This window comes from Sphingorhabdus sp. Alg239-R122, from assembly GCF_900537065.1.
GTDB lineage: Bacteria > Pseudomonadota > Alphaproteobacteria > Sphingomonadales > Sphingomonadaceae > Alg239-R122.
In genome coordinates, this window is sequence record NZ_UNRC01000004.1 from 86383 (window position 1) to 105071 (window position 18689).

General features: G+C 50.5%; 17 protein-coding genes and 1 tRNA gene. 8 read left to right on the plus strand and 10 right to left on the minus strand.

Annotation, left to right across the window (positions count from 1 at the left end; genetic code table 11):
* Window positions 1–6 precede the first annotated feature (6 nt).
* The 4 genes from G6Q15_RS05910 to yajC form a co-directional block, all read right to left on the minus strand.
* Complete coding sequence (locus G6Q15_RS05910) at window positions 7–384, minus strand: Mth938-like domain-containing protein (RefSeq protein ID WP_205518104.1); 378 nt, start codon at window positions 382–384, stop codon at window positions 7–9.
* Between the two features lie 15 nt (window positions 385–399).
* The gene (gene secF / locus G6Q15_RS05915; protein WP_164116676.1) at window positions 400–1398 is read right to left on the minus strand and encodes a protein translocase subunit SecF; all 999 of its coding nucleotides are present in this window, start codon (window positions 1396–1398) and stop codon (window positions 400–402) included.
* A gap of 1 nt (window position 1399) precedes the next feature.
* On the minus strand, window positions 1400–3007 hold the full coding sequence (gene secD, locus G6Q15_RS05920) for a protein translocase subunit SecD (protein ID WP_164116679.1): 1608 nt from the start codon (window positions 3005–3007) through the stop codon (window positions 1400–1402).
* Between the two features lie 63 nt (window positions 3008–3070).
* Window positions 3071–3406, minus strand: coding sequence for a preprotein translocase subunit YajC (gene yajC, locus G6Q15_RS05925; protein WP_164116681.1), 336 nt, complete (start codon window positions 3404–3406; stop codon window positions 3071–3073).
* Between the two features lie 165 nt (window positions 3407–3571).
* Between yajC and G6Q15_RS05930 the strand changes: the two genes are divergently transcribed.
* The 7 genes from G6Q15_RS05930 (at window position 3572) to G6Q15_RS05960 (ending at window position 7525) form a co-directional block, all read left to right on the plus strand.
* On the plus strand, window positions 3572–4006 hold the full coding sequence (locus tag G6Q15_RS05930) for a hypothetical protein (protein WP_164116683.1): 435 nt from the start codon (window positions 3572–3574) through the stop codon (window positions 4004–4006).
* A gap of 109 nt (window positions 4007–4115) precedes the next feature.
* A complete protein-coding gene (locus tag G6Q15_RS05935) occupies window positions 4116–5216 on the plus strand; it encodes a transporter (protein ID WP_164116685.1) in 1101 nt (366 codons plus the stop codon).
* A 94-nt stretch (window positions 5217–5310) separates the two neighbouring features.
* Window positions 5311–5387, plus strand: a tRNA-Pro gene (locus tag G6Q15_RS05940).
* Between the two features lie 132 nt (window positions 5388–5519).
* Window positions 5520–6062 (plus strand): glycosyl hydrolase 108 family protein, encoded by a 543-nt coding sequence (locus G6Q15_RS05945; RefSeq protein WP_164116687.1) that lies wholly within the window; start codon window positions 5520–5522, stop codon window positions 6060–6062.
* 48 nt (window positions 6063–6110) lie between these two features.
* Window positions 6111–6524: a holin family protein gene (locus G6Q15_RS05950; RefSeq protein WP_164116689.1), complete on the plus strand. Its 414-nt coding sequence runs from the start codon at window positions 6111–6113 to the stop codon at window positions 6522–6524.
* Window positions 6525–6529: 5 nt separating this feature from the next.
* Window positions 6530–6904 carry a hypothetical protein gene (locus G6Q15_RS05955; protein WP_164116691.1) on the plus strand — a complete coding sequence of 125 codons (375 nt, stop codon included), beginning with the start codon at window positions 6530–6532 and terminating at the stop codon, window positions 6902–6904.
* A gap of 15 nt (window positions 6905–6919) precedes the next feature.
* The gene (locus tag G6Q15_RS05960) at window positions 6920–7525 is read left to right on the plus strand and encodes a hypothetical protein (RefSeq protein WP_164116693.1); all 606 of its coding nucleotides are present in this window, start codon (window positions 6920–6922) and stop codon (window positions 7523–7525) included.
* A 200-nt stretch (window positions 7526–7725) separates the two neighbouring features.
* Here G6Q15_RS05960 and G6Q15_RS05965 read toward each other — a convergent pair whose 3' ends face one another.
* Entirely contained in the window at window positions 7726–8694 is a 969-nt protein-coding gene (locus G6Q15_RS05965; protein WP_164116695.1) for a hypothetical protein, read from the minus strand.
* A 119-nt stretch (window positions 8695–8813) separates the two neighbouring features.
* Complete coding sequence (locus G6Q15_RS05970; RefSeq protein WP_164116697.1) at window positions 8814–11861, minus strand: TonB-dependent receptor; 3048 nt, start codon at window positions 11859–11861, stop codon at window positions 8814–8816.
* 151 nt (window positions 11862–12012) lie between these two features.
* Here G6Q15_RS05970 and G6Q15_RS05975 point away from each other — a divergent pair, with 151 nt between their 5' ends.
* Window positions 12013–12921: a LysR family transcriptional regulator gene (locus G6Q15_RS05975; RefSeq protein WP_164116699.1), complete on the plus strand. Its 909-nt coding sequence runs from the start codon at window positions 12013–12015 to the stop codon at window positions 12919–12921.
* Here G6Q15_RS05975 and G6Q15_RS05980 read toward each other — a convergent pair.
* The 4 genes from G6Q15_RS05980 to G6Q15_RS05995 are packed head-to-tail and all read right to left on the minus strand — an operon-like array spanning window position 12916 to window position 18404.
* Window positions 12916–14319, minus strand: a complete 1404-nt coding sequence (locus G6Q15_RS05980) for an aspartate ammonia-lyase (RefSeq protein ID WP_164116702.1) — start codon at window positions 14317–14319, stop codon at window positions 12916–12918. The two genes, G6Q15_RS05975 and G6Q15_RS05980, sit on opposite strands and share 6 nt — an antisense overlap.
* A 1-nt stretch (window position 14320) precedes the next feature.
* Entirely contained in the window at window positions 14321–15052 is a 732-nt protein-coding gene (locus G6Q15_RS05985) for a Type 1 glutamine amidotransferase-like domain-containing protein (RefSeq protein WP_164116704.1), read from the minus strand.
* Window positions 15053–15069: 17 nt separating this feature from the next.
* On the minus strand, window positions 15070–16332 hold the full coding sequence (locus G6Q15_RS05990) for a DUF819 family protein (RefSeq protein ID WP_164116706.1): 1263 nt from the start codon (window positions 16330–16332) through the stop codon (window positions 15070–15072).
* Window positions 16329–18404, minus strand: coding sequence for a S9 family peptidase (locus G6Q15_RS05995; RefSeq protein ID WP_164116708.1), 2076 nt, complete (start codon window positions 18402–18404; stop codon window positions 16329–16331). The genes G6Q15_RS05990 and G6Q15_RS05995 overlap by 4 nt, the downstream gene beginning before the upstream one ends.
* Between the last annotated feature and the right edge of the window lie 285 nt (window positions 18405–18689).

An 18689-nucleotide genomic window follows, 5' to 3' on the forward strand; every position in this document is an offset into this window, starting at 1 on the left:
CTGCTTTCAGGCAAGCGGCATAAAGGCCGCGACAATCTGCCTATCTTCCTGCCGCAGCATGCCCCAGGCACGCGCCGCTGCTTTACTGTCCATCACCTCTATGCCCAGGCCCATAGCTTCAACCTCGCGCACAAAGTGGTGCGGCGGATGTACAAGGGACTGGCCTGTACCGAATAGTAAGAATTCCGGTAGTGGATCACATGGTAAGATGACCGCTAGGCTGGTTATGTCCATATTGTCCATAGCTGGCGGAAACCAGTCCAGCGCATTGGAAGGTGTCAGCAAAAGGCCGCCATTAACTTGCCGGTTGCCGACCCGAAAGCCAATGCCGGAAAAGCCCGAAACTACGGGCCCTTCCGGCACATCATCCTTGAAAAGTTCCATCAGCCGGGCTCTGCCTTATGGCTGTGCACCATCGAAACCTTCATTCATCGACTGTACCTGCCTGTCGGCATCGGTCGTGGGCGGAATAAAACTATCAGGGCCCACACCCAACCATATCAGCACCGGGTTCGCCATATAGATGGACGAATAGGTACCAATAAAAATACCGAGCAGCATCGCAGCAGTGAAGCCGAAAATCGTGTCTGGCCCCAACGTCACAAGCGCTGCCAGCGCAATAACCATAGTGAGACTGGTCATGATGGTACGTGCCAGCGTTTCATTGGTCGACAGGTCAAGCAAAGACACAATATCCATCTTGCGATATTTGCGCAGGTTTTCGCGTACACGGTCAAACACTACGATCGTATCGTTAAGCGAATAGCCGATAATGGTCAGCAACGCGGCAATAATGTTGAGGTTGAACTCCAGCTGCGTCAGCGCGAAAAAGCCGAAAGTCAGCGCAACGTCATGGAACAACGCGAACAATGCCCCTACCCCGAACTGCCATTCAAATCGGAACCAGATATAAACAGAGATAGCCAGCAAAGCGAAAATCAAAGAATATATCCCAGTGCTGAGGAGTTCTTCGGACACCTTGCCCGACACTGCATCAACGCCATCAATACGCACACCCTGATCGGCATACTTTTCTTCAATCATATTGGTGATTTGTATCGTAGCAGTATCGGCTTCCTGCAAACCATCACCCTCATCCGCACTCAAACGCATACGGATCGATACGACATTGGGATCGCCGAAGCGCTGAATATTGGCATCACCCAGATTCAGTGCAGCAATATCGGTCCGTAGTTCTTCAATCGGCGCTTCTTCCACTTTTTCAAAGGTCGCCTGAATCATTTGGCCACCAACAAAATCAACACCAAAATTCAGCCCGCGCGTCGCCACCAAAACAATCGACGCGATAATCATGAGTGTGCTTATACCAAGCGCCACATGGCGCCATTTCAGGAACTTAATGTTCGTGTTGTCGGGAACGAGTTTCATAAGTTTCATATCAGATCACCAACTCTTTCGGCCGTTTATTCTTCAGCCAGATCGCGACAAACATGCGCGTTACGAACACTGCAGTAAAGACCGAGGTACAGATGCCGATCAGCAAGACCACTGCAAAACCGCGGATTGGGCCAGAGCCAAACAGGAACAGCAGGATCGCTGCGATCACATTCGTGATATTCGCATCATAAATTGCCCGGCTGGCTTCCTTGTACCCAACCTCAATCGCTTGAATAATGCGCCTACCCGCCCGTCGCTCTTCTCGGATACGTTCGTTGATCAGCACATTGGCATCAACAGCCGAACCCACTGTCAGGATAAAGCCAGCAATGCCCGGCAATGTCAGCGTCGCATTGAGCATCGCCATGATGCCGAGGATCAGGAACAGGTTCAGGATCAATGCGATATTCGCGTACACACCAAACCGTCCATAAACGGCGATCATGAACGCCAGCACGGCGACCGTACCAATCAGCCCCGCAATCAAGCCCTTTTCAATCGAATCCGCACCAAGGTCAGGGCCAACAGTGCGTTCTTCGACAACCTGCAACTCAACCGGCAATGCGCCCGAACGCAGCGCAATCGCGAGCTGGTTCGCGCTTTCCACCGTGAAATTACCAGAAATCTGCGCGGTGCCGCCCAAGATAGGTTCGTTGAAACTGGGCGCGGAAATCACTTCACCATCAAGGATGATGGCGAAACGGCGGCCAACATTTTCGGTACTGAGCTTTGCAAATTTGCGGCCACCTTCACTATCAAACGCGATGGTCACAACCGGTTCGTTGGTCTGCGGGTCAAATGCCTGGCGCGCATCGGTCAGGCTGTCACCTTTAATTCCACCCAAGCGGATAACGGCTTCATTCTGTCCATCAAAGCCTGCACCTTCGGCATAGGGAAATACCTGACTGCCAATATTGGCCTGCCCTGCGGCTGTATTGTTGGGGTCGGCCGTAGCATCCACCAGTTTGAATTCCAGTTCCGCCGTTTTACCAAGCAGCTCTTTGAGAGCTTCAGGATCGTCCAGACCCGGAACCTGCACAACGATACGCTCGTCACCCTGGCGGATAATAGTGGGTTCGCGCGTACCCATCTCGTCAATACGCTTGCGGATAACCTCTGTGGCAGTGTTCATTGCCTGATCCAGCGCTTCGTCAACCCCCGCATCGGTCGGTGTCAGGACAAACCGCGTCGTATCACGCACCTCGACATTCCAGTCGCGCTGACCGGTCAGGCCGACACCATTGGTGAAACGTTGGATTTCCTCACGTGCGGCATCCACCTTATTCACATCACGGACCAGAAATGACAGCGTGTCGTTTTCGTGGGAGATATTGCCTATCTCAATCCGTGGATTGGCATTGCGCAGCGCGGCACGCACGTTTTCTTCCATATTTTCCATGTTCTGTGCGCGCACATCTTCCGGGTCTGCCTCCAGCAGAATGTGGCTGCCCCCAGACAGATCGAGGCCCAGATTGACAGTTTCTTGCGGCAGGAAGGATGGCCAATAGTCGCGCATCTGACCAGGTAGCAGGCTGGGTATCGAAACCAGCGCACCAAAAAAGAGCAGCAGGGACAGGGAAACAATTTTCCACCGCGGAAATTCAAGCATGCGTGTGCAATCCTTACATTAGAGCACGTGAATACGGCCGGAGCGCCTCAGGCGCCTGCCAGCTCAGTCGTTAGCCGGCTTTGAACCACCCGGAGGCACGATATCAGACAAGGTAGATTTGACAGCCTTAACTTTCAAGCCGCCGCCGAGGTCAATATCAACATAATCATCATCAACCTTGGTCACTTTGCCGACCAGACCGCCGCCTGTGACAACTTTGTCGTTTTTCTTGACACTGTCGATTTTTGCCTGGTGCTCTTTCATCCGCTTTTGCTGAGGACGGATCAGCAAGAAATAGAAAATCACGAAAATCGCGACGAGCGGCAGCATGCTGAGCAGAAATGGTGGCTGTTCACCCGCAGCTGCGGCAATAATGAAGGAAAAAATTACACTATCCATAGTCAAGAACCTGTTTCATCTAGAATGTATGGAGAAAGCTATTGCAGCATCTCCCAAAAATATATGTGCGCGCGCCTATCACCTTCAATGGGGAAAGGCAATTATATAGCATGTGCATAACATGAAACCTTGCCATTTGGCGTGCACGCGCATATCCGGCACGGCATGGGGTCCGTAAGCAGCCACATAAATAAAATGCACCGCATGGTGGCGGCTCTGCTTTCGTGCGCCATGCTTTTGTCGCTACTCGTTCCCAGCGGCTTCATGCCAGACCATTCAGACGGCAGTTTCAGTATAAAACTGTGTTCAGGCATTCAGGACGCAAAGCTGGTTATAGACCGAAACAATCCGCAATATGAACTGTTGGCGCTGGTCAACGGTATCAATACGCAAACCGATACAGACCGTGGTTCGGATACAGAAGAAATGCAGGACTGCGCCTTTTCGGCCGGTGCGGGCCTGGCCCTCACACCTCCGCCAACCGTAGCGACCGAGATTGTACGACATCCGGCCTTCGTTTCCGCCATTCCCCGTGTACGGCAATATAGCGGACATGCATTACGTCTGCCGCCATCAACAGGCCCTCCTATCCATAGTTGAACGGCCTTTTTAGCCCCAGTAAATCAGCATTCCGGACATATGCACGCTCGGGAAGTTTCCGTGCGCCATGCTGTTCGGATGACATTTTCCTGTTCGATAGGAATTACTAATGAAAAGCATATATTTAACACGCCGCATTGTTGCGGTATCTCTCACCGCTGCCATGACTATGGCGGCCCCTGCCCATGCACATGATGTCTATGCCGATGACCATGCACCCATAGGTATCATGGCCGACCATGCCCATAAAATGGGTGAAGTCATGTTCTCTGCGCGGTACATGCACATGGCAATGCGGGGCAACCAGATCGGTGCTGACAATGCTACACCCGAAGAAATTGTCACCACCGTGCCGAATCGTTTTTTTGGTACTCCCATGCAGCCGCCTACACTGCGTATTGTTCCCACGGAAATGCGCACCGACATGGTGATGCTGGGCGCCATGTATGCCCCCAGCGATGCCGTGACGTTAATGGTGATGGGCAGCTATAGTGAAAAAGAAATGGACCCTGTCACATTTCAGGGCGGCATGGGCACAAACAGGCTTGGTGAATTTACCACCAATCCCAAAGGCCTTGGCGATATCAAGGTCGCGGCTTTATTTCCGTTACTGGGTCATCCTGATGCCAAATCAGATGCACGTGATGAACTCACATTGAAAGTCGGCATCAGTGCGCCGACAGGGTCAACCACCAAGAGAGCCCAGATTCTTGCCCCCATGGGCGGCACGCCAACGGTTCGCACGCCCTATATGATGCAAATCGGGTCAGGCAGCTGGGATTTTGAGCCCGCCCTCACCTATAAAATGCGGCACGGCAAATTGGGCCTTGGCATGCAGGGCAGCGCGAAAATTAGCCTGGAACGCAATGATCAGGATTACCGTCTTGGCAATGTGTATGAAGCGACCGCCTGGACCAGCTACCGCCCTGCACAATGGGTCAGTCTGTCCGCGCGTGCAAAATTCCGTGCCATGGGCCGGATCGGCGGCATTGATCCGGCTATCATGGGTCCAGTGCAGACCGCCAATCCTGATTTTCAGGGCGGCGAGCGTATCGACCTGATCGCCGGGGCCAACTTCGTTGCCACCCATGGCGCACTGGCCGGACACAGGCTGGGTCTGGAAATCGGCAAGCCTGTCTATCAAGACCTGAACGGTCCGCAGATGAAGGGTGACTGGGTGCTAACGCTCGGGTGGCAAAAAGCGTTATGATGCGGACTGCAATGACATTCACGTCGTAAAACAAATTATTGCCCCGCACCGCTTGCCAAATGCAGTGCGGGGCAATATACGCCCTCATTCCGGTCGGGACGTAGCGCAGCCTGGTAGCGCATCACACTGGGGGTGTGGGGGTCGTAGGTTCGAATCCTATCGTCCCGACCAATTATTTCTAGCAAGAGAACCGATACTTCAACAGAGAATCCTGTGTAAAACAGGCAAATTTCCGTATAAAACAATACTGTCCTACAAATAACCAAATAGGTTAGTGGTGATTCTTAATATTGGAGAGTCATTATGGATATATACAAGCTGATTGATGAAGTTATCGACCGCGAAGGAGGATATAGCAACCATCCTGCAGATCGCGGCGGGGAAACCAACTGGGGGATCACGCACCGGGTTGCACGCACCAATGGTTTCTATGGACCCATGCGTCAGTTAAGCCGGTCAAAGGCTGCAGATATCTATCGCCACATCTATTGGGATGATCCCTCTTTCAATATGGTCGCGGCACAAGCCCCTGCTCTTGCGGCTGAGTTATTCGACACTGCGGTGAACATGGGTCCCGCCACTGCATCGGCTTTCCTGCAACGTGCGCTTAATGTACTCAACCGCAATGAGCGTGATTACAACGATATTTTGGTCGATCGGCAAATCGGCCCGCGCACGCTGGCTGCACTTGATGCTTTTATTACCACGCGCGGCGCGCAGGCGGAATCAATCCTGCTGAAAGCCGTGGAAGCGTTGCAGGGCGCAAAATATCTGCGCCTTGCCGAAAAGCGCCCTGCAAATGAAGCCTTTTTATATGGATGGCTCGCCAACAGGATTGGTAACTAACGCCGCTACACAATTTCAGGGGAATAAACCAAACCAAAGGATATGACTATGTCACTACTTGAAGGCATAATTGGCCCAATAGCCAAAATCATCGATAAAATCATTCCGGATCCCGAAGCGCGGAACCGGGCGAAACTGGAACTCATCAAGTTGGAAGGCTCACAGGAAATGCAACAGTTGCAAACCCGCATGTCAGCCATCATTGCCGAAGCAAAATCAGTAGATCCGTGGACGAGTCGCGCACGACCCAGCTTCCTTTATGTCATGTATGCGATGATTCTATGGGCGATTCCCATGGGTCTGATTGCCAGCATGAAGCCAGATACGGCCCATGCGATTGCCAACGGTATGAATGCCTATCTGGCCGGCATTCCAGAGCCTCTCTATGCGCTGTTTGGCACAGGATACCTAGGATACACTGTCGCACGGCAATGGGGTAAAGCACGCAGCACAGACAGGTGAATTTGGTGTTTTACCGTATTTTTGCGAAAAATTCTTGCAAGACCGGTAGACATGCAGGTAAATGGCAAATTCTTATTCCAAACCAGAAGGGGAAAAGTACCATGAAGAAAACAAACCTGCGTTCAATGCTTGCAGTAACCGGCGGTCTCGCTCTTGCTACAGCAGCATGTACACCTGAAACCGCTCAGGAAGAAGCTGTTGAAGCTGCTTGTGAAGCTGCTGAAGAAGCTACAGAAGCTGCATGTGCCGCTTGTGAAGCTAAATGTGCCGCTGCTGAAGCTGGTGACGCTGAAGCTGTTGACGCTGCATGTGAAGCTAAATGTTCTGCACAGTGTGCAGCTGTTGAAGCTAAATGTGCTGCTGAAGCTGCTGCTGAATAAGCCGACCAGTTTCGCTTGACACAAGCACTTGAAAAGCTGTTTGCCCTAACGGGCCAGATAGCTGAAGAGGGCGTCTCGCTGGTACCCCGTGTGGTGCCGCCGGACGCCCTTTTTGTTCAGCTGGAACATTATCCCAAGGATGATTGCATCGCCCCGGGAAACAAATCGCGCTGGTTTTACCACGCGCACCCTCCCGAAGAACGTGAAGAAGGCGAGCACGGGCATTTCCATATATTCCTGCCGCGCCACCTGTTCGGCGATACAAAGCCGTTGATCGGGCCACCTCAAAAAAACGTAAAAGGCAATAAACCGGCTCAGGTCGTGCATTTCGCTGCATTGGCCTTTGGCACAGACGGCATGCCCAGTTACTGGTTCACAACCAATTACTGGGTCACGCATGAGTATATGATGCCGGCAACCGAGATTGCCAAATACCTGAAAGAATTTGACATGACGGACGCCCCCGGTGATCCACTGGTCAATGACTGGCTCACCGCCGCGGTTCAGGTCTTTCATGACCCGCTCATAGAAATGCTTGAAGAGCGCGACAAAGCGCTGACTGAGAGCAATTATACCGACAAGGCACTGGAAGTCACATCACGCATGGATTTCGATCTATAATGCGTTTTATATGATTATGCCGCGCAGCACGGACCTGGAACTTGATATATCACCCAGGCGTGGCGACGTAACCTGTTTTGAATGATATGGTGACCGAAGGCTCGTGAGCAGCGAATTTCGTTAAGAATGGATAAGAAATCGCAAACACTGATAACCTATCCGGTTAAAATCGGACTGTCATTTATTTTCATTATACTAAGTTAATCAACGGAAGAAGCGGCCGCCACTGCCATTTGTCCGTTCTTATGCGCGACACCTGGGACTATTTGGATAGTCCAGTGATAATTGACACCGTATTTATCTGCCTGTTTCTGTCCCGCCATATGATAGCTCAAACCTCGTGCATAACGGTGAGGCCCCTGTTGCATCGCTTCATCAGTGCGGCGCAGGCTTTTGTGGTTGGGATCATTATCTTTGTCACCAAGTAATATGAGGACATTCTTGGATAGCGCTTTTTTCAGCATTTCCTCCGAAACACCTGCCCCTTTCAGCCCGTAAGGATAGGATTTCGTCATATCGGGAACTGTGTACCACCCGGCATTGGCAGAGAGGTACTGATGCGCCCTGGCATTGGGCTTGTAATAAAGGAACCGGTGCACAAATTGCGAACCGGCTGAGTGTCCGTAAATGGAATATTTTTCCTGCCTGCTATCCACCGCGCGGCGGACAACATCAAATATCGGTTCAATTGCCGAGAATGACCAGATGGCCTCATCCTGAAGGCCTTTCCCTTCCTTGCGAAACACATTGCCAAGATTATAGCCAGCTGACTTCGGGAAATCGGTTTTGCTAAATTCCGGTGCAATAATAATCAGGCCATTCGCTCGTGCTGGCTCTACCCATTCACGGATATAACGGTGAGGGTCCCGCTTGGTGCCGTGCATAACAAACAGGATAGGAGCCTTATGAACATCAATATTATCAGGCGCATATATCCAGACCGGAAGATCAGGGCCTGCCCATTTGGTGAACATGAAGCGATTAATAGAGCCAACTGCAAATTCACGGCTATGCGAGATATTAGGAGAAGTAATATTGTGAAGAGACTGGCTGGCTATCTGGACCGGCACATTGCTGGTGGCAGGCCGCTCAATGCTTTCCAGCGGTAATGCCTGACATGCAGCCAGACTTAACAGTACAGTAGGCACACTGAGATATCGCATGTTCATATGAGTTTCCTGGCAGTCACTATTTCATTAAAATCCATGCCCGCACATATGGAGCCTGGCGGTGAAAGGCCGGCTTTTGGAATATTTCCGAAAAACCGGCCCGGCGCGACCCTGGACTATCAGAACCTTATGCTTGCCCCGACAAAGAACTCACGTCCAACCGCATCGTTAAGGTCGGAAACGATATTACGGGAACTACCTGTATCGGTACCTGAAGGAATGATCGGTCCGTAATTGTCAAAGATATTGTTGATGCCGGCAGTAATCGTAAAGCGGGCATCGGAACCGAAGCGGTAACGCGCATAAATATCATGATAGGTTTCATTACCAACACGGAAATAGCGGTCATCACTCGGATCTGCAGCATCATTGCTGTCAACACCGCCAGCTTCGAAGTTGAGCGTATAAGTCAGGCGGAAACCACCGTTGCGGTAACCAGCCCGAAAACGAAGCTCATCCTTGCCGTTCTCAATCTCGCCCAGTGGTGAAGTTATGATAGAAACTCCGCCCAGTCCGACAAATTCGGTCTGCTGCTTAAAATAATGTGAGTAGCGGAAGTCAATATCAAACTGACCTGGAATAACCGGCAATTCAATCCGACTCCAACGGAGGGTTGCATCAATACCTTCCACCAGTTCGTTGTTCAGGTTTTCCTGGAAATTGATGACCTGGTCAACACTGCCGTCTGTCCTGCTCCGCGTTATGACATCACAGAACTTATTATTCGGAAAGTCATCTGCTGCATAGCATAGATCGACTGTATCCTGCGTGCTCACCGAACCAATCGCATCCTTGATGTCGATACGGTAATAGTCAGCAACCAGTGAAAAGTTCGGAATGACGCTTGGTGTCAGGACAAAGCCGGCCGTGAATGTTTCTGCCGTTTCCTCCTTAAGGTTCTGGTTACCGGCATTTGGTCCCTGTGTGCCACCAGGGCCATCGAATGGATCACCTGCATTGTCTGGATCAGCAAAAAATGCCTGAATACCTGGCTCTGCCAAACAGTTTGTAGCAATATTTGTAAGGTTGGCATTTTCTCCGCCAGGGCTCGATGGCGCAACGATTCCCGTTCCATCCGGGTTCAGGCCTTCGCAAGGATCCTGAAGATCATCCGCGTCCGGACGGGGAGGTGAGAAAAATTCGGTTATAGTAGGCGCACGTTGCGAACGGGAATATTGCGTACGAAGACGCAGTGCATCATTCATCTGCCACACGGCACCGGCATTAAAGCTGAAAATGGTGCCTATGGTTGAATAATTTGCTATACGCGCCGCCGCACTGACATTTAACCTGTCAACAATGACGGGAACATCAATCTCCGCAAACCCTTCGATCACATCATAATTTGCCTTAAGGCTTGGGAATGTGGAGTGGGTTGTGACAAAAACATCATTGGTCGTCGGGTCTCCGTCAACACCGCCGATAAGGTCGCCGTCACGATCACCTCGTGTCTCCTGGCCTTCACGGCGATATTCCAGACCCAGGGCAAATTTGATATCGCGTTCGCCAAGGCTGAACAGGTCGCCATTAATGGATGCCCCAGCCGTAAGTTGGTCACGTTTCTGGGAGGCATCCCCGGTATAACTGATATAGTCGGCAGCTTGAGCCGTCACACTGCCTTCACCAAATAGGTTGATCGGCACACATCCATTTGCGCGGGCTGCTGCGTCCACACACTGGAAACCGCCATTGCCATCATCTTCAATATTCAGCGCAAAATCGAGATTCTGAAGGTTTATCTCACCATTATTAATCGCGCGCTGTTTCCATTCACCATAGGTAGCAAATGCGTTCCACCTGATCGCATCGGTCAGTTGGCCATCGAAGTCGGCCATAACACGGATCGTTTCCCGGCTGTTGATTCGCTGTTCTTCTCCAAGTTCGGGGAAAGACCTGATCCAGGATACTGTACCGCTACGGGTTTCTTCGACCTCGGGCGGAATGAAGGGGTGGCTGGATGACATTCTGCGAACTTCGAACACGTCCGGAACACCGTCCAGGATACCAAATGTCTCACCGCTGCCGCCATCTTCAAGGCCATTGTGGTTCAACGTGTCAACATCCGAGTAAAGCGCTGTCAGGGACGCCGTGAGAGCGTCAGAAAACTCAAATGTTCCATGGAATCCCAAATTCAGCACTTCACGCTTGCTGCGTAGCGACTGACCGATACGGTCGTTATATCCATCAAAGTCACCCAGAAAATCCTGATTCAACGCACGGTCAAACGAGCCATCTGGCAAGGTCGGACGCAGGCTTTTGTCGTTAAACCAGCGGCCATCCCTGAACCATGCATCCCCTTCAAAAACGCCGCCGGGCAAATCCGAATCAAACGAAGGCAAAATACAGTGCCTGTTCGTATTGTTCGGATCGCAGCCTGGCGCATTTACTTCGTTGGCAAACGAATCACGAGACGAGTCAGCGGGATCATCAAACTCAACCGGCAGAATTGCCAGAGGACGACTGCTATCTATCCGAATCTCTTTCTCATCGCGGTAACTGGCGCCCAGCAACACATAACCGCGATCATCGGCGAACCTGGTTCCGTAAAGCCCCTCCAGTCGTAATTCTTCGCCCCCACTTGCTTCAGGAGCAGAGAATCGTACGTCAAGGTCAACGCCTTCAAAGTCATCCTCAAGGATGAAATTGGCGACACCAGCGATCGCATCCGAGCCATAAATAGCCGATGCGCCGCCCGTAGTAATTTCTGCGCGTTTTACGAATCCGGCAGGAATGGTGCCAAGGCTGACACGATCACCGTTACCGGAGTTCGAAACGGCACGCTTACCATTGATCAACACAAGCGTCCGGTTGTCCCCCAGCCTGCGCAGGCTAACGGTTGAGAGGCCATTATTCTGAATGCTGTTGTTACTGTTTTGAACAGATATACCGTCGCCCACGCCAGGGAGCTGCGTCACAATTTCCGCCAGGTCGGTCTTGCCGCTTTCCTCAATATCATCTGATGTGAATACCTGAAGCGGTACCGATGACTCTTCAGCGCGTTTCTCAATCCGAGACCCGGTGACAACAATCAATCCATCATTTTGTTGTGAGGAGGTTGACTGTTCCTCTTGCGCTACATCCTGCGCATGAATGGGGGTAGCCGTAGCAGCAACTGCAATCGGCACCAGCATTGTTGAGTGTAACAGAATTTTTTGAAACTTTATCATACGATACTCCCCACCTGTAATATTTAAATACTATTCAGCTCTCTATTTTGTAAGCTTTGACTCACTTGTTGACCTGACCGTAAAAAAGCTCCAGTTCCTAATTGGAATGAAGCGATGCAAAAAACGCAAATATTTGAAATAGAGAGATTTCATGGAACTGAAATGGTTAGAAGATTTCATTTGTGTTGCCGAAAAGGGACATTTTGCCCAAGCAGCCGAGATCCGGTTTGTTACTCAATCTGCCTTGAGTCGTCGTATTCAGGCATTGGAACTGTGGATCGGCACCCCGTTATTTGACAGGACCGAGCATCCAATCAAACTGACTGCTGCAGGGGTGGAATTTATAAAAACTGCACGCCATATCGTTGAGCAATCCTATGAAGCGCGGGCTATTGCCAATGAATATTCAAAAATTGGCGAGAACAGCATCAAGATATCGTGTCTGCATACTCTGGCACTAAAATTCATTCCTGATGTCATTAGTGACCTTCAGAACAAGATTGGTTCTTTCTCTGCAACCATTGTTGCTGATGCAAAGACGGTCGAGGAGTATCTCAACTCACTTTATACAGGAGCATGTGATTTTTTTATCAGCTACAATCACGTATCCATTCCGTTCGATGTGGGTCCGATGCAATTCCCGCATATTGAAATCGCATCCCATCACCTTCGTCCGTACCAGAGTGACAAAGTTGAACCAATAATATTGGACGAAAATTCGACCAACCCTATACCCTATATCGAATATTCCGGTACCTCGTTCATGTCTCGTGTTTTTGAACAGTTGTTGCAAAAGGCTCCATTCCGAAAGAGATTGCAAACGGTTTACCGGGCATCACTCGTAGAAAGCATGATGGTTGCTGCCCAGCATGGGTTTGGTTTAACATGGCTGCCTGAAACAGTCGTGTCAGGTGATCCGGGTGAACATGGATTGAGACTCGTATCAGATAACTTCCAGACGTCGTTACAGATAAGAGTGTATCGATCAGCCAGTAACACCAACCCGTTGGTCACTAAAATTTGGGAACAACTGCAAATCGCAAATAACTATCGGTCATAGGTCCAGTTCGGCGATCAGACAGTCCGCTTTGAGCGGCACAACCCTGCGGAGCGATTGTGCGAGAGTTTCGCGGTTCTCGATGATATTACGAGCAACTTCAGTTGCAGCAGAATACCCGATAATCGGCATTAGCGAGGTTACACGCGCGGTGCTTGCATTAAGCAGCTCGGCAGTGCGTGCTTCATCTACTTCTATACCGTTGATGCAGTTTTCCACTAAAGTATTCATACCCGATATCAATGAAGTACAGCTATCGTGAAGCGACCATATGATTACCGGTTCCATGGCGTTCAACTGCAACTGCCCCGCTTCAGCGGCGAAGGTCACTGTCGTATCTGCACCGAAAACCCGGTAACAGATTTGATTCATGACTTCAGGAATGACAGGGTTTATCTTGCCTGGCATGATCGACGATCCAGGCTGCCTTTGCGGAAGCTTTAATTCACCAATCCCGCCCAACGGACCGCTAGACAGCAGTCTCAAGTCGTTGGAAATTTTGCCAAGCTTGGTGGCCAATCTTTTCAAAAGACCGCTATAGTAAACAAATATGCCCGTATCCCAGCTTGCTTCAATCCGATTGGCAGAAGAAGTCACCGGCAATCCGCAAACCTTAGCGAGATTGCCAACAATATTTTCCAAATAATAGGGGCTCACACCAACGGCCGTGCCAATCGCAGAACCACCCAGATTGGTTTCCAAAAACAGTTTCTGCATTTCCTCAATACGATCAATATCTTCACCTAGAGAATCGGCAAATGCCTGCATTTCCTGACCCACTGACATCGGTACGGCATCTTGCATCTGGGTCCGGCCCAGCTTCATGACATGTTTAAATTCTCGAGCCTTGCGTTCAAAAGCTTTGACACATTTTCTGGTGGCCGCGTTGAGTTTTACATTCAACTGCACAATTGTGAGACGAATGGCCGTCGCATAGACATCATTAGCTGACTGGCATTTGTTGATGTCATCCTTTGGGTGCAGCTGCTCATACTCGCCGCGCCTGTGTCCCATAAGCTCCAGTGCACGATTTGCAATCACCTCATTGGCATTCATGTTGGTGGAGGTGCCCGCTCCTCCTTGAATGACATCGATACAAAATTCCCCGTGATGCTCACCAGATAATATTTCCCTGCAAGCAACCATAATAGCATCGGCTTTTTCACGGCTCAGATCACGTGCATCTAAGTTGGTCTGGGCCGCCGCCAGCTTGATCCATGCCAGCGCCTTAATAAGTTCCGGCATTTTGGACAGCGGGATACCTGTAATAGGAAAATTTTCAACAGCCCGCTGTGTCTCGGCACCAAAAAGCCGGTCCGCAGGCACCTCCACTTCTCCAAGGAAGTCGTGTTCCGTTCGTACTTTCGTGCTAATAGATGAGGAGTCAGATTGACGGCTCATGTCATGGTCTTGCTGGTACCGGGTTTTGCGTAGGCAGCTTTTCAGGTCGCAATATGGACCGCTTGCAAGGGTGGCGGATGATCTGTCCCCCCTCTTTCGACAAGCTATAGAGATGCGCGTTTTCCGACAGGCTGAATATTTTCGCTATCTGCTCATTTTCAAAATACGCGGCAACACCATCATCCAGGGAGAAAGCGGGGAAACTGCAATATCTGTTGTGCCTGAGAAATTCTCTAAAAATCTTTGGCCGCTCGGGATGCGCGTCATGATGCACGCAAACACTTCCATCCAAAATTCCAAGGCCCTCAATCGGTCTCAGACTGCTTTTGATAGAATCGGTGATGCTCCAATTATACAGGATGTTGAGGCCGGCGCTGGCACCAGCTAATAACACACCGTTGCTGTAAGCCATCCGAAGAGCTCCGACCACTCCCCATTCCCGAAACAGGGCCAACAGATTGCGCGTTGAACCGCCATCTATGTAGATGATATCCACACCGTCAAAAAAATCATCCGCATTGCCCGTCGGCGGGTCGAACAGACTAAGTATTCTGGCTTTGGCTTCAATGCGTTCGGCCAGCCGCCGGAATTGGGAAATTCGGTCAGGATTATCGCCTTTGGCGGCACCGATATAGCAAATTGTCGGTTGCTGCTTACCAGAAACTTCAACTATTTTCTTGCCCAGCAACGGATCCTGGCCCTCATCAGCAAACAAAGATGCAGAATCGCTCATTCCGAAAATCTTACACGTCATGGTGCTACAGCTTGCATCAGTTGCGCACATAATATGGCGCCATATGTACCCAGTGCATATCCCAGAACCGCAAGCAAGACGCCAACAGGTGCCAACGCAGGATGGAATGCGGCCGCAACCACTGGAGCCGACGCTGCGCCTCCGACATTTGCTTTGCTGCCTACGGCGACAAAGAAAAATGGCGCTCTAATGATCTTGGCAACCGCGATCAGTAATATGCTGTGCACCAGCATCCAGATGAACCCTACCAGAAAGAGCATCGGCGCTTCCGCCATCTTGAAAACATCCATCTTTGTCCCGATTATCGCAACAAGCAGGAAGATCAGGACCGTACCAAATTTCGACGCACCCGCCCCTTCCAGATCCCTGACCTTGGTAAAACTCAACCCAACCCCAATTGTGGTCGCGATCACTACAATCCAGAAAAACTTGCCGGTCATGAAACCGAACTGCTCAGATACCGAACCATCTGGTGCGGTCAGCAGCTGTGTGAAAAAATCAGAGAATATGCCGCCGAAAATGTTGGACAGTGATACTCCGCCAAACGCAATTGCAAGCAAAAGCATCAATTCCGGTATAGTTGACTTCCTCTCAACGGAGAGCGTGAAGTTTTCCATTTTTTCGCGCAACCGCTCAATGGCACTGGAATCGGCTTTCAGCCAGCGGTCGACTTTTTCCACATTCCCGGCACCGTACAGGAGAAATGCCATCCAGATATTCGCAACCACGATATCAATTGCAACCATCGCGCCGTAGCGCTCTTTGTTGAACCCGTAGACCTCCAGCATTGCCGTTTGGTTCGCGCCGCCCCCAATCCAGCTTCCCGCCAGTGTCGCTAGCCCTTTCCAAACCGCATCAGCCCCTTCACCACCAACAGTTTCGGGGCTGAATGAACCGACGATAAGAACAGCAATCGGACCGCCAATGACAATACCGATAGTGGCTGTGAAAAACATTATCAGCGCCTTGGAACCCAGCCCCATAATGGCCTTGAGGTCGATGCTGAGTGTCATCAGGATCAGCGCAGCTGGAAGGAAATAATCTTTGGCCGCCTGCCACAAACCGTCGCCTGCCTGCGCAACGAACCCAAAACTCGCCAACAGGGACGGGATAAGATAGCAAAGCAGAATAATGGGAATGAAAGTAAAGAAGCGATCCCAGAAACCACCACGATTCTTCAGGTAAAAAAGCAACCCCAAAACTGCGCAAAGTACGCCAAAGCTGCCTACGTTATCCAGTGGAAATATTGCTGCAGTCATTCAGAATTCCCTCCGCCATTCGGCTTTTTATCTGGATCGGATTGCTTCTCACAGTCACAATCCTGATCCTCGATGTTTTTCCTCATCTTTACCGACGGTAGAACGGGTTGATACTCTTTGTTCAAGGCATATCTGGCAAACCATCCCAGATCGGTATTTATCTTGAAAAGCTGGTGCAGCGGTTTGCGGAAACCATGTGGTTCACCAGGAGCCAGATACAGTTTCGTCGGTGTGCCGGTTGCCCTCACACCCCGATACATCATGATCCCCTGCGTCGGCGGAACCCGGACGTCCCGTTCACCATTGAAGAAAAGCGTTGGGGTTTTTACCCGCCAGGCATCTTTCAGCATCGATTGTGCCGTGAAACTTCCGATTGGAGCATTTTCCTGCCAGGGTGAGCCACCGAACCACGGTGTGCGGTTGTGCCGGACATCGCTTTCACCATACATGGAAATCCAGTCTGATGCCCCCGCGCCCGAAGAAGCTGCCTTGAATCGGTCCGTGACAGTGATAAGCTTGTTGGTCATATGGCCGCCAGCGCTCCAGCCCATTTTGATAAGCCGGTCCGGATCGGCTATTCCTTTGGTCACCAGCGCATCGATACCGTCAAGTACATCAAGGTGTGCATTGTTGAAATAGCTTCCAACCATATCACGCATAAAGGCATCCCCATATCCGGTCCCTCCCCGATGGTTGGGCAGGAAAATAGCATATCCCTGCGCCGCCAGCACTGGCACATGACGGGAAGAATTCCAGCTTCCAAATTGTGAGGAAGACCGCGGCCCTCCATGAGTAATCGTGACCATTGGATAAGCCTGACCCGGTTTATAATCGACCGGATACACAAGAATTCCGTCCAGCGCTGTTCCATCGCGGCCTCGCCACTGGAACCGGCTTTGCCTGGGTAGCCGGTACATAGCCGGCCATTCACCATATTCTGACGTAAGCTTACGGAAAGAGACATCGGAGCCTTTTGCAAGGTAAACTTCCCCTGGTGACCGGGCATCGGTTATGCGGGCGACATGCCGACCTGTTTCCGGGAAATATTTCCAACCTGTGATCGCATGATCACCTTCGGTCAGTCGTTCAAGTTGATCGGTATCAAGGTCCAACCGAAACAGTTCCGTCCGAATTCCAATATTGCCTAGAATAAACAAATTTTTACCGGTTTTACCCCATGCAAAGTCAACCACTTCCATCGCTTCGTCAGGCATTAGAAGGCGCGGCTTGGATGAATCGACATCCTGAATGAACAAATTGTCCTCATAATAGCCTTCACCGCGTTCATTCACGGTTGCGATATATGCAAATCGTGATCCGTCAGGAGAAAGCCTAGCTTGGGCTTCCCGGTATCCATTAACGGTCAGTCGTTGATCCGTTCCATTGTTTAGGTCATGCAGCCATAGTTCGCGATGATGGCTGTCATATTGCGCGCCCTCAGGCTGCCGGCTGTACAGTATCTGCGCACCATTTTTTGAAAGGTCATAACCCCTTACAGAAAAACGGCCTGACAGAACCTTTTCACTTCGCGCTTTCTCAAGATCATATTTCCAAAGCTCGTAAGGCGCAGAGACATCATATTCCTTAATCTCCAGAGCCTTTTCTCGCTTTGAACGTGGGTCGTGACGGCGGGCACGAAAGAAAAGTATATCGCCCTTCAGTCCCCAGGTTACGTCATTAATGTCCTCGGGATGATCTGTAATTTTCTGGAGTTCTGATGACTCTATATTATAGAAATAGGCAGCGTCCTTTTTGTCTTTTTTCAGCTCAAGTATAGTCAAAAACCCTGTACTATCCGGTGACCAGACGCTTTCAGACAATCTCTGACCCTTTTCCTCCCATTGTTTGAGGTTTTCGATAGCACCACTTTCAACGTCAATAATCTGATAATGATCAACCTTTTTATTGATCGACCAATCGACTGCTGTCCGTTTGAACAGGAGTTTCTTGCCGTCTGGAGATAAAACCGGATCGCTCAGTCGTGGAATTTCGACGAATGCAACAGGATCGAAGCCAGTGGCTGCAGCCTGTTCCTCTTCTTCTTGTCCTGTCGCGCTGACAGTTTGCGCCAAATTAGTGAACTGGAAGACTACAACCGCTAATCCGGCAAAAAACCTAGACCGCTTCGATGACTGTTGGCGCAGCAATTTCATCTCCCTGTTTTTTTGGCATAAGTATTAATGGCAGATATTCACAACACATCGCCAATTCAAAAATCGATTTGGGCAATGAAAATTTTGCAAGACATTGAATAGTAAATATTTATGAGTGGTAAATAGTAACCAAGTGATACGAGAAAAGACTTTCAGAACAAGGCTCAGAGACTTTTTCGTTCGGCCGGAGACAATAGAGAAATG

What these genes read in the sequence shown, in the direction of transcription:
- G6Q15_RS05975 (WP_164116699.1), top strand. Translation starts at nt 12,013, where the DNA reads ATGGAACTGAAATGGTTAGAAGATTTCATTTGTGTTGCCGAAAAGGGA.
- G6Q15_RS05935 (WP_164116685.1), top strand. Translation starts at nt 4,116, where the DNA reads ATGAAAAGCATATATTTAACACGCCGCATTGTTGCGGTATCTCTCACC.
- G6Q15_RS05930 (WP_164116683.1), top strand. Translation starts at nt 3,572, where the DNA reads ATGGGGTCCGTAAGCAGCCACATAAATAAAATGCACCGCATGGTGGCG.
- G6Q15_RS05985 (WP_164116704.1), bottom strand. Translation starts at nt 15,052, where the DNA reads ATGAGCGATTCTGCATCTTTGTTTGCTGATGAGGGCCAGGATCCGTTG.
- secD (WP_164116679.1), bottom strand. Translation starts at nt 3,007, where the DNA reads ATGCTTGAATTTCCGCGGTGGAAAATTGTTTCCCTGTCCCTGCTGCTC.
- G6Q15_RS05945 (WP_164116687.1), top strand. Translation starts at nt 5,520, where the DNA reads ATGGATATATACAAGCTGATTGATGAAGTTATCGACCGCGAAGGAGGA.
- G6Q15_RS05950 (WP_164116689.1), top strand. Translation starts at nt 6,111, where the DNA reads ATGTCACTACTTGAAGGCATAATTGGCCCAATAGCCAAAATCATCGAT.
- yajC (WP_164116681.1), bottom strand. Translation starts at nt 3,406, where the DNA reads ATGGATAGTGTAATTTTTTCCTTCATTATTGCCGCAGCTGCGGGTGAA.
- G6Q15_RS05990 (WP_164116706.1), bottom strand. Translation starts at nt 16,332, where the DNA reads ATGACTGCAGCAATATTTCCACTGGATAACGTAGGCAGCTTTGGCGTA.
- G6Q15_RS05965 (WP_164116695.1), bottom strand. Translation starts at nt 8,694, where the DNA reads ATGAACATGCGATATCTCAGTGTGCCTACTGTACTGTTAAGTCTGGCT.
- secF (WP_164116676.1), bottom strand. Translation starts at nt 1,398, where the DNA reads ATGAAACTTATGAAACTCGTTCCCGACAACACGAACATTAAGTTCCTG.
- G6Q15_RS05980 (WP_164116702.1), bottom strand. Translation starts at nt 14,319, where the DNA reads ATGAGCCGTCAATCTGACTCCTCATCTATTAGCACGAAAGTACGAACG.
- G6Q15_RS05970 (WP_164116697.1), bottom strand. Translation starts at nt 11,861, where the DNA reads ATGATAAAGTTTCAAAAAATTCTGTTACACTCAACAATGCTGGTGCCG.
- G6Q15_RS05910 (WP_205518104.1), bottom strand. Translation starts at nt 384, where the DNA reads ATGGAACTTTTCAAGGATGATGTGCCGGAAGGGCCCGTAGTTTCGGGC.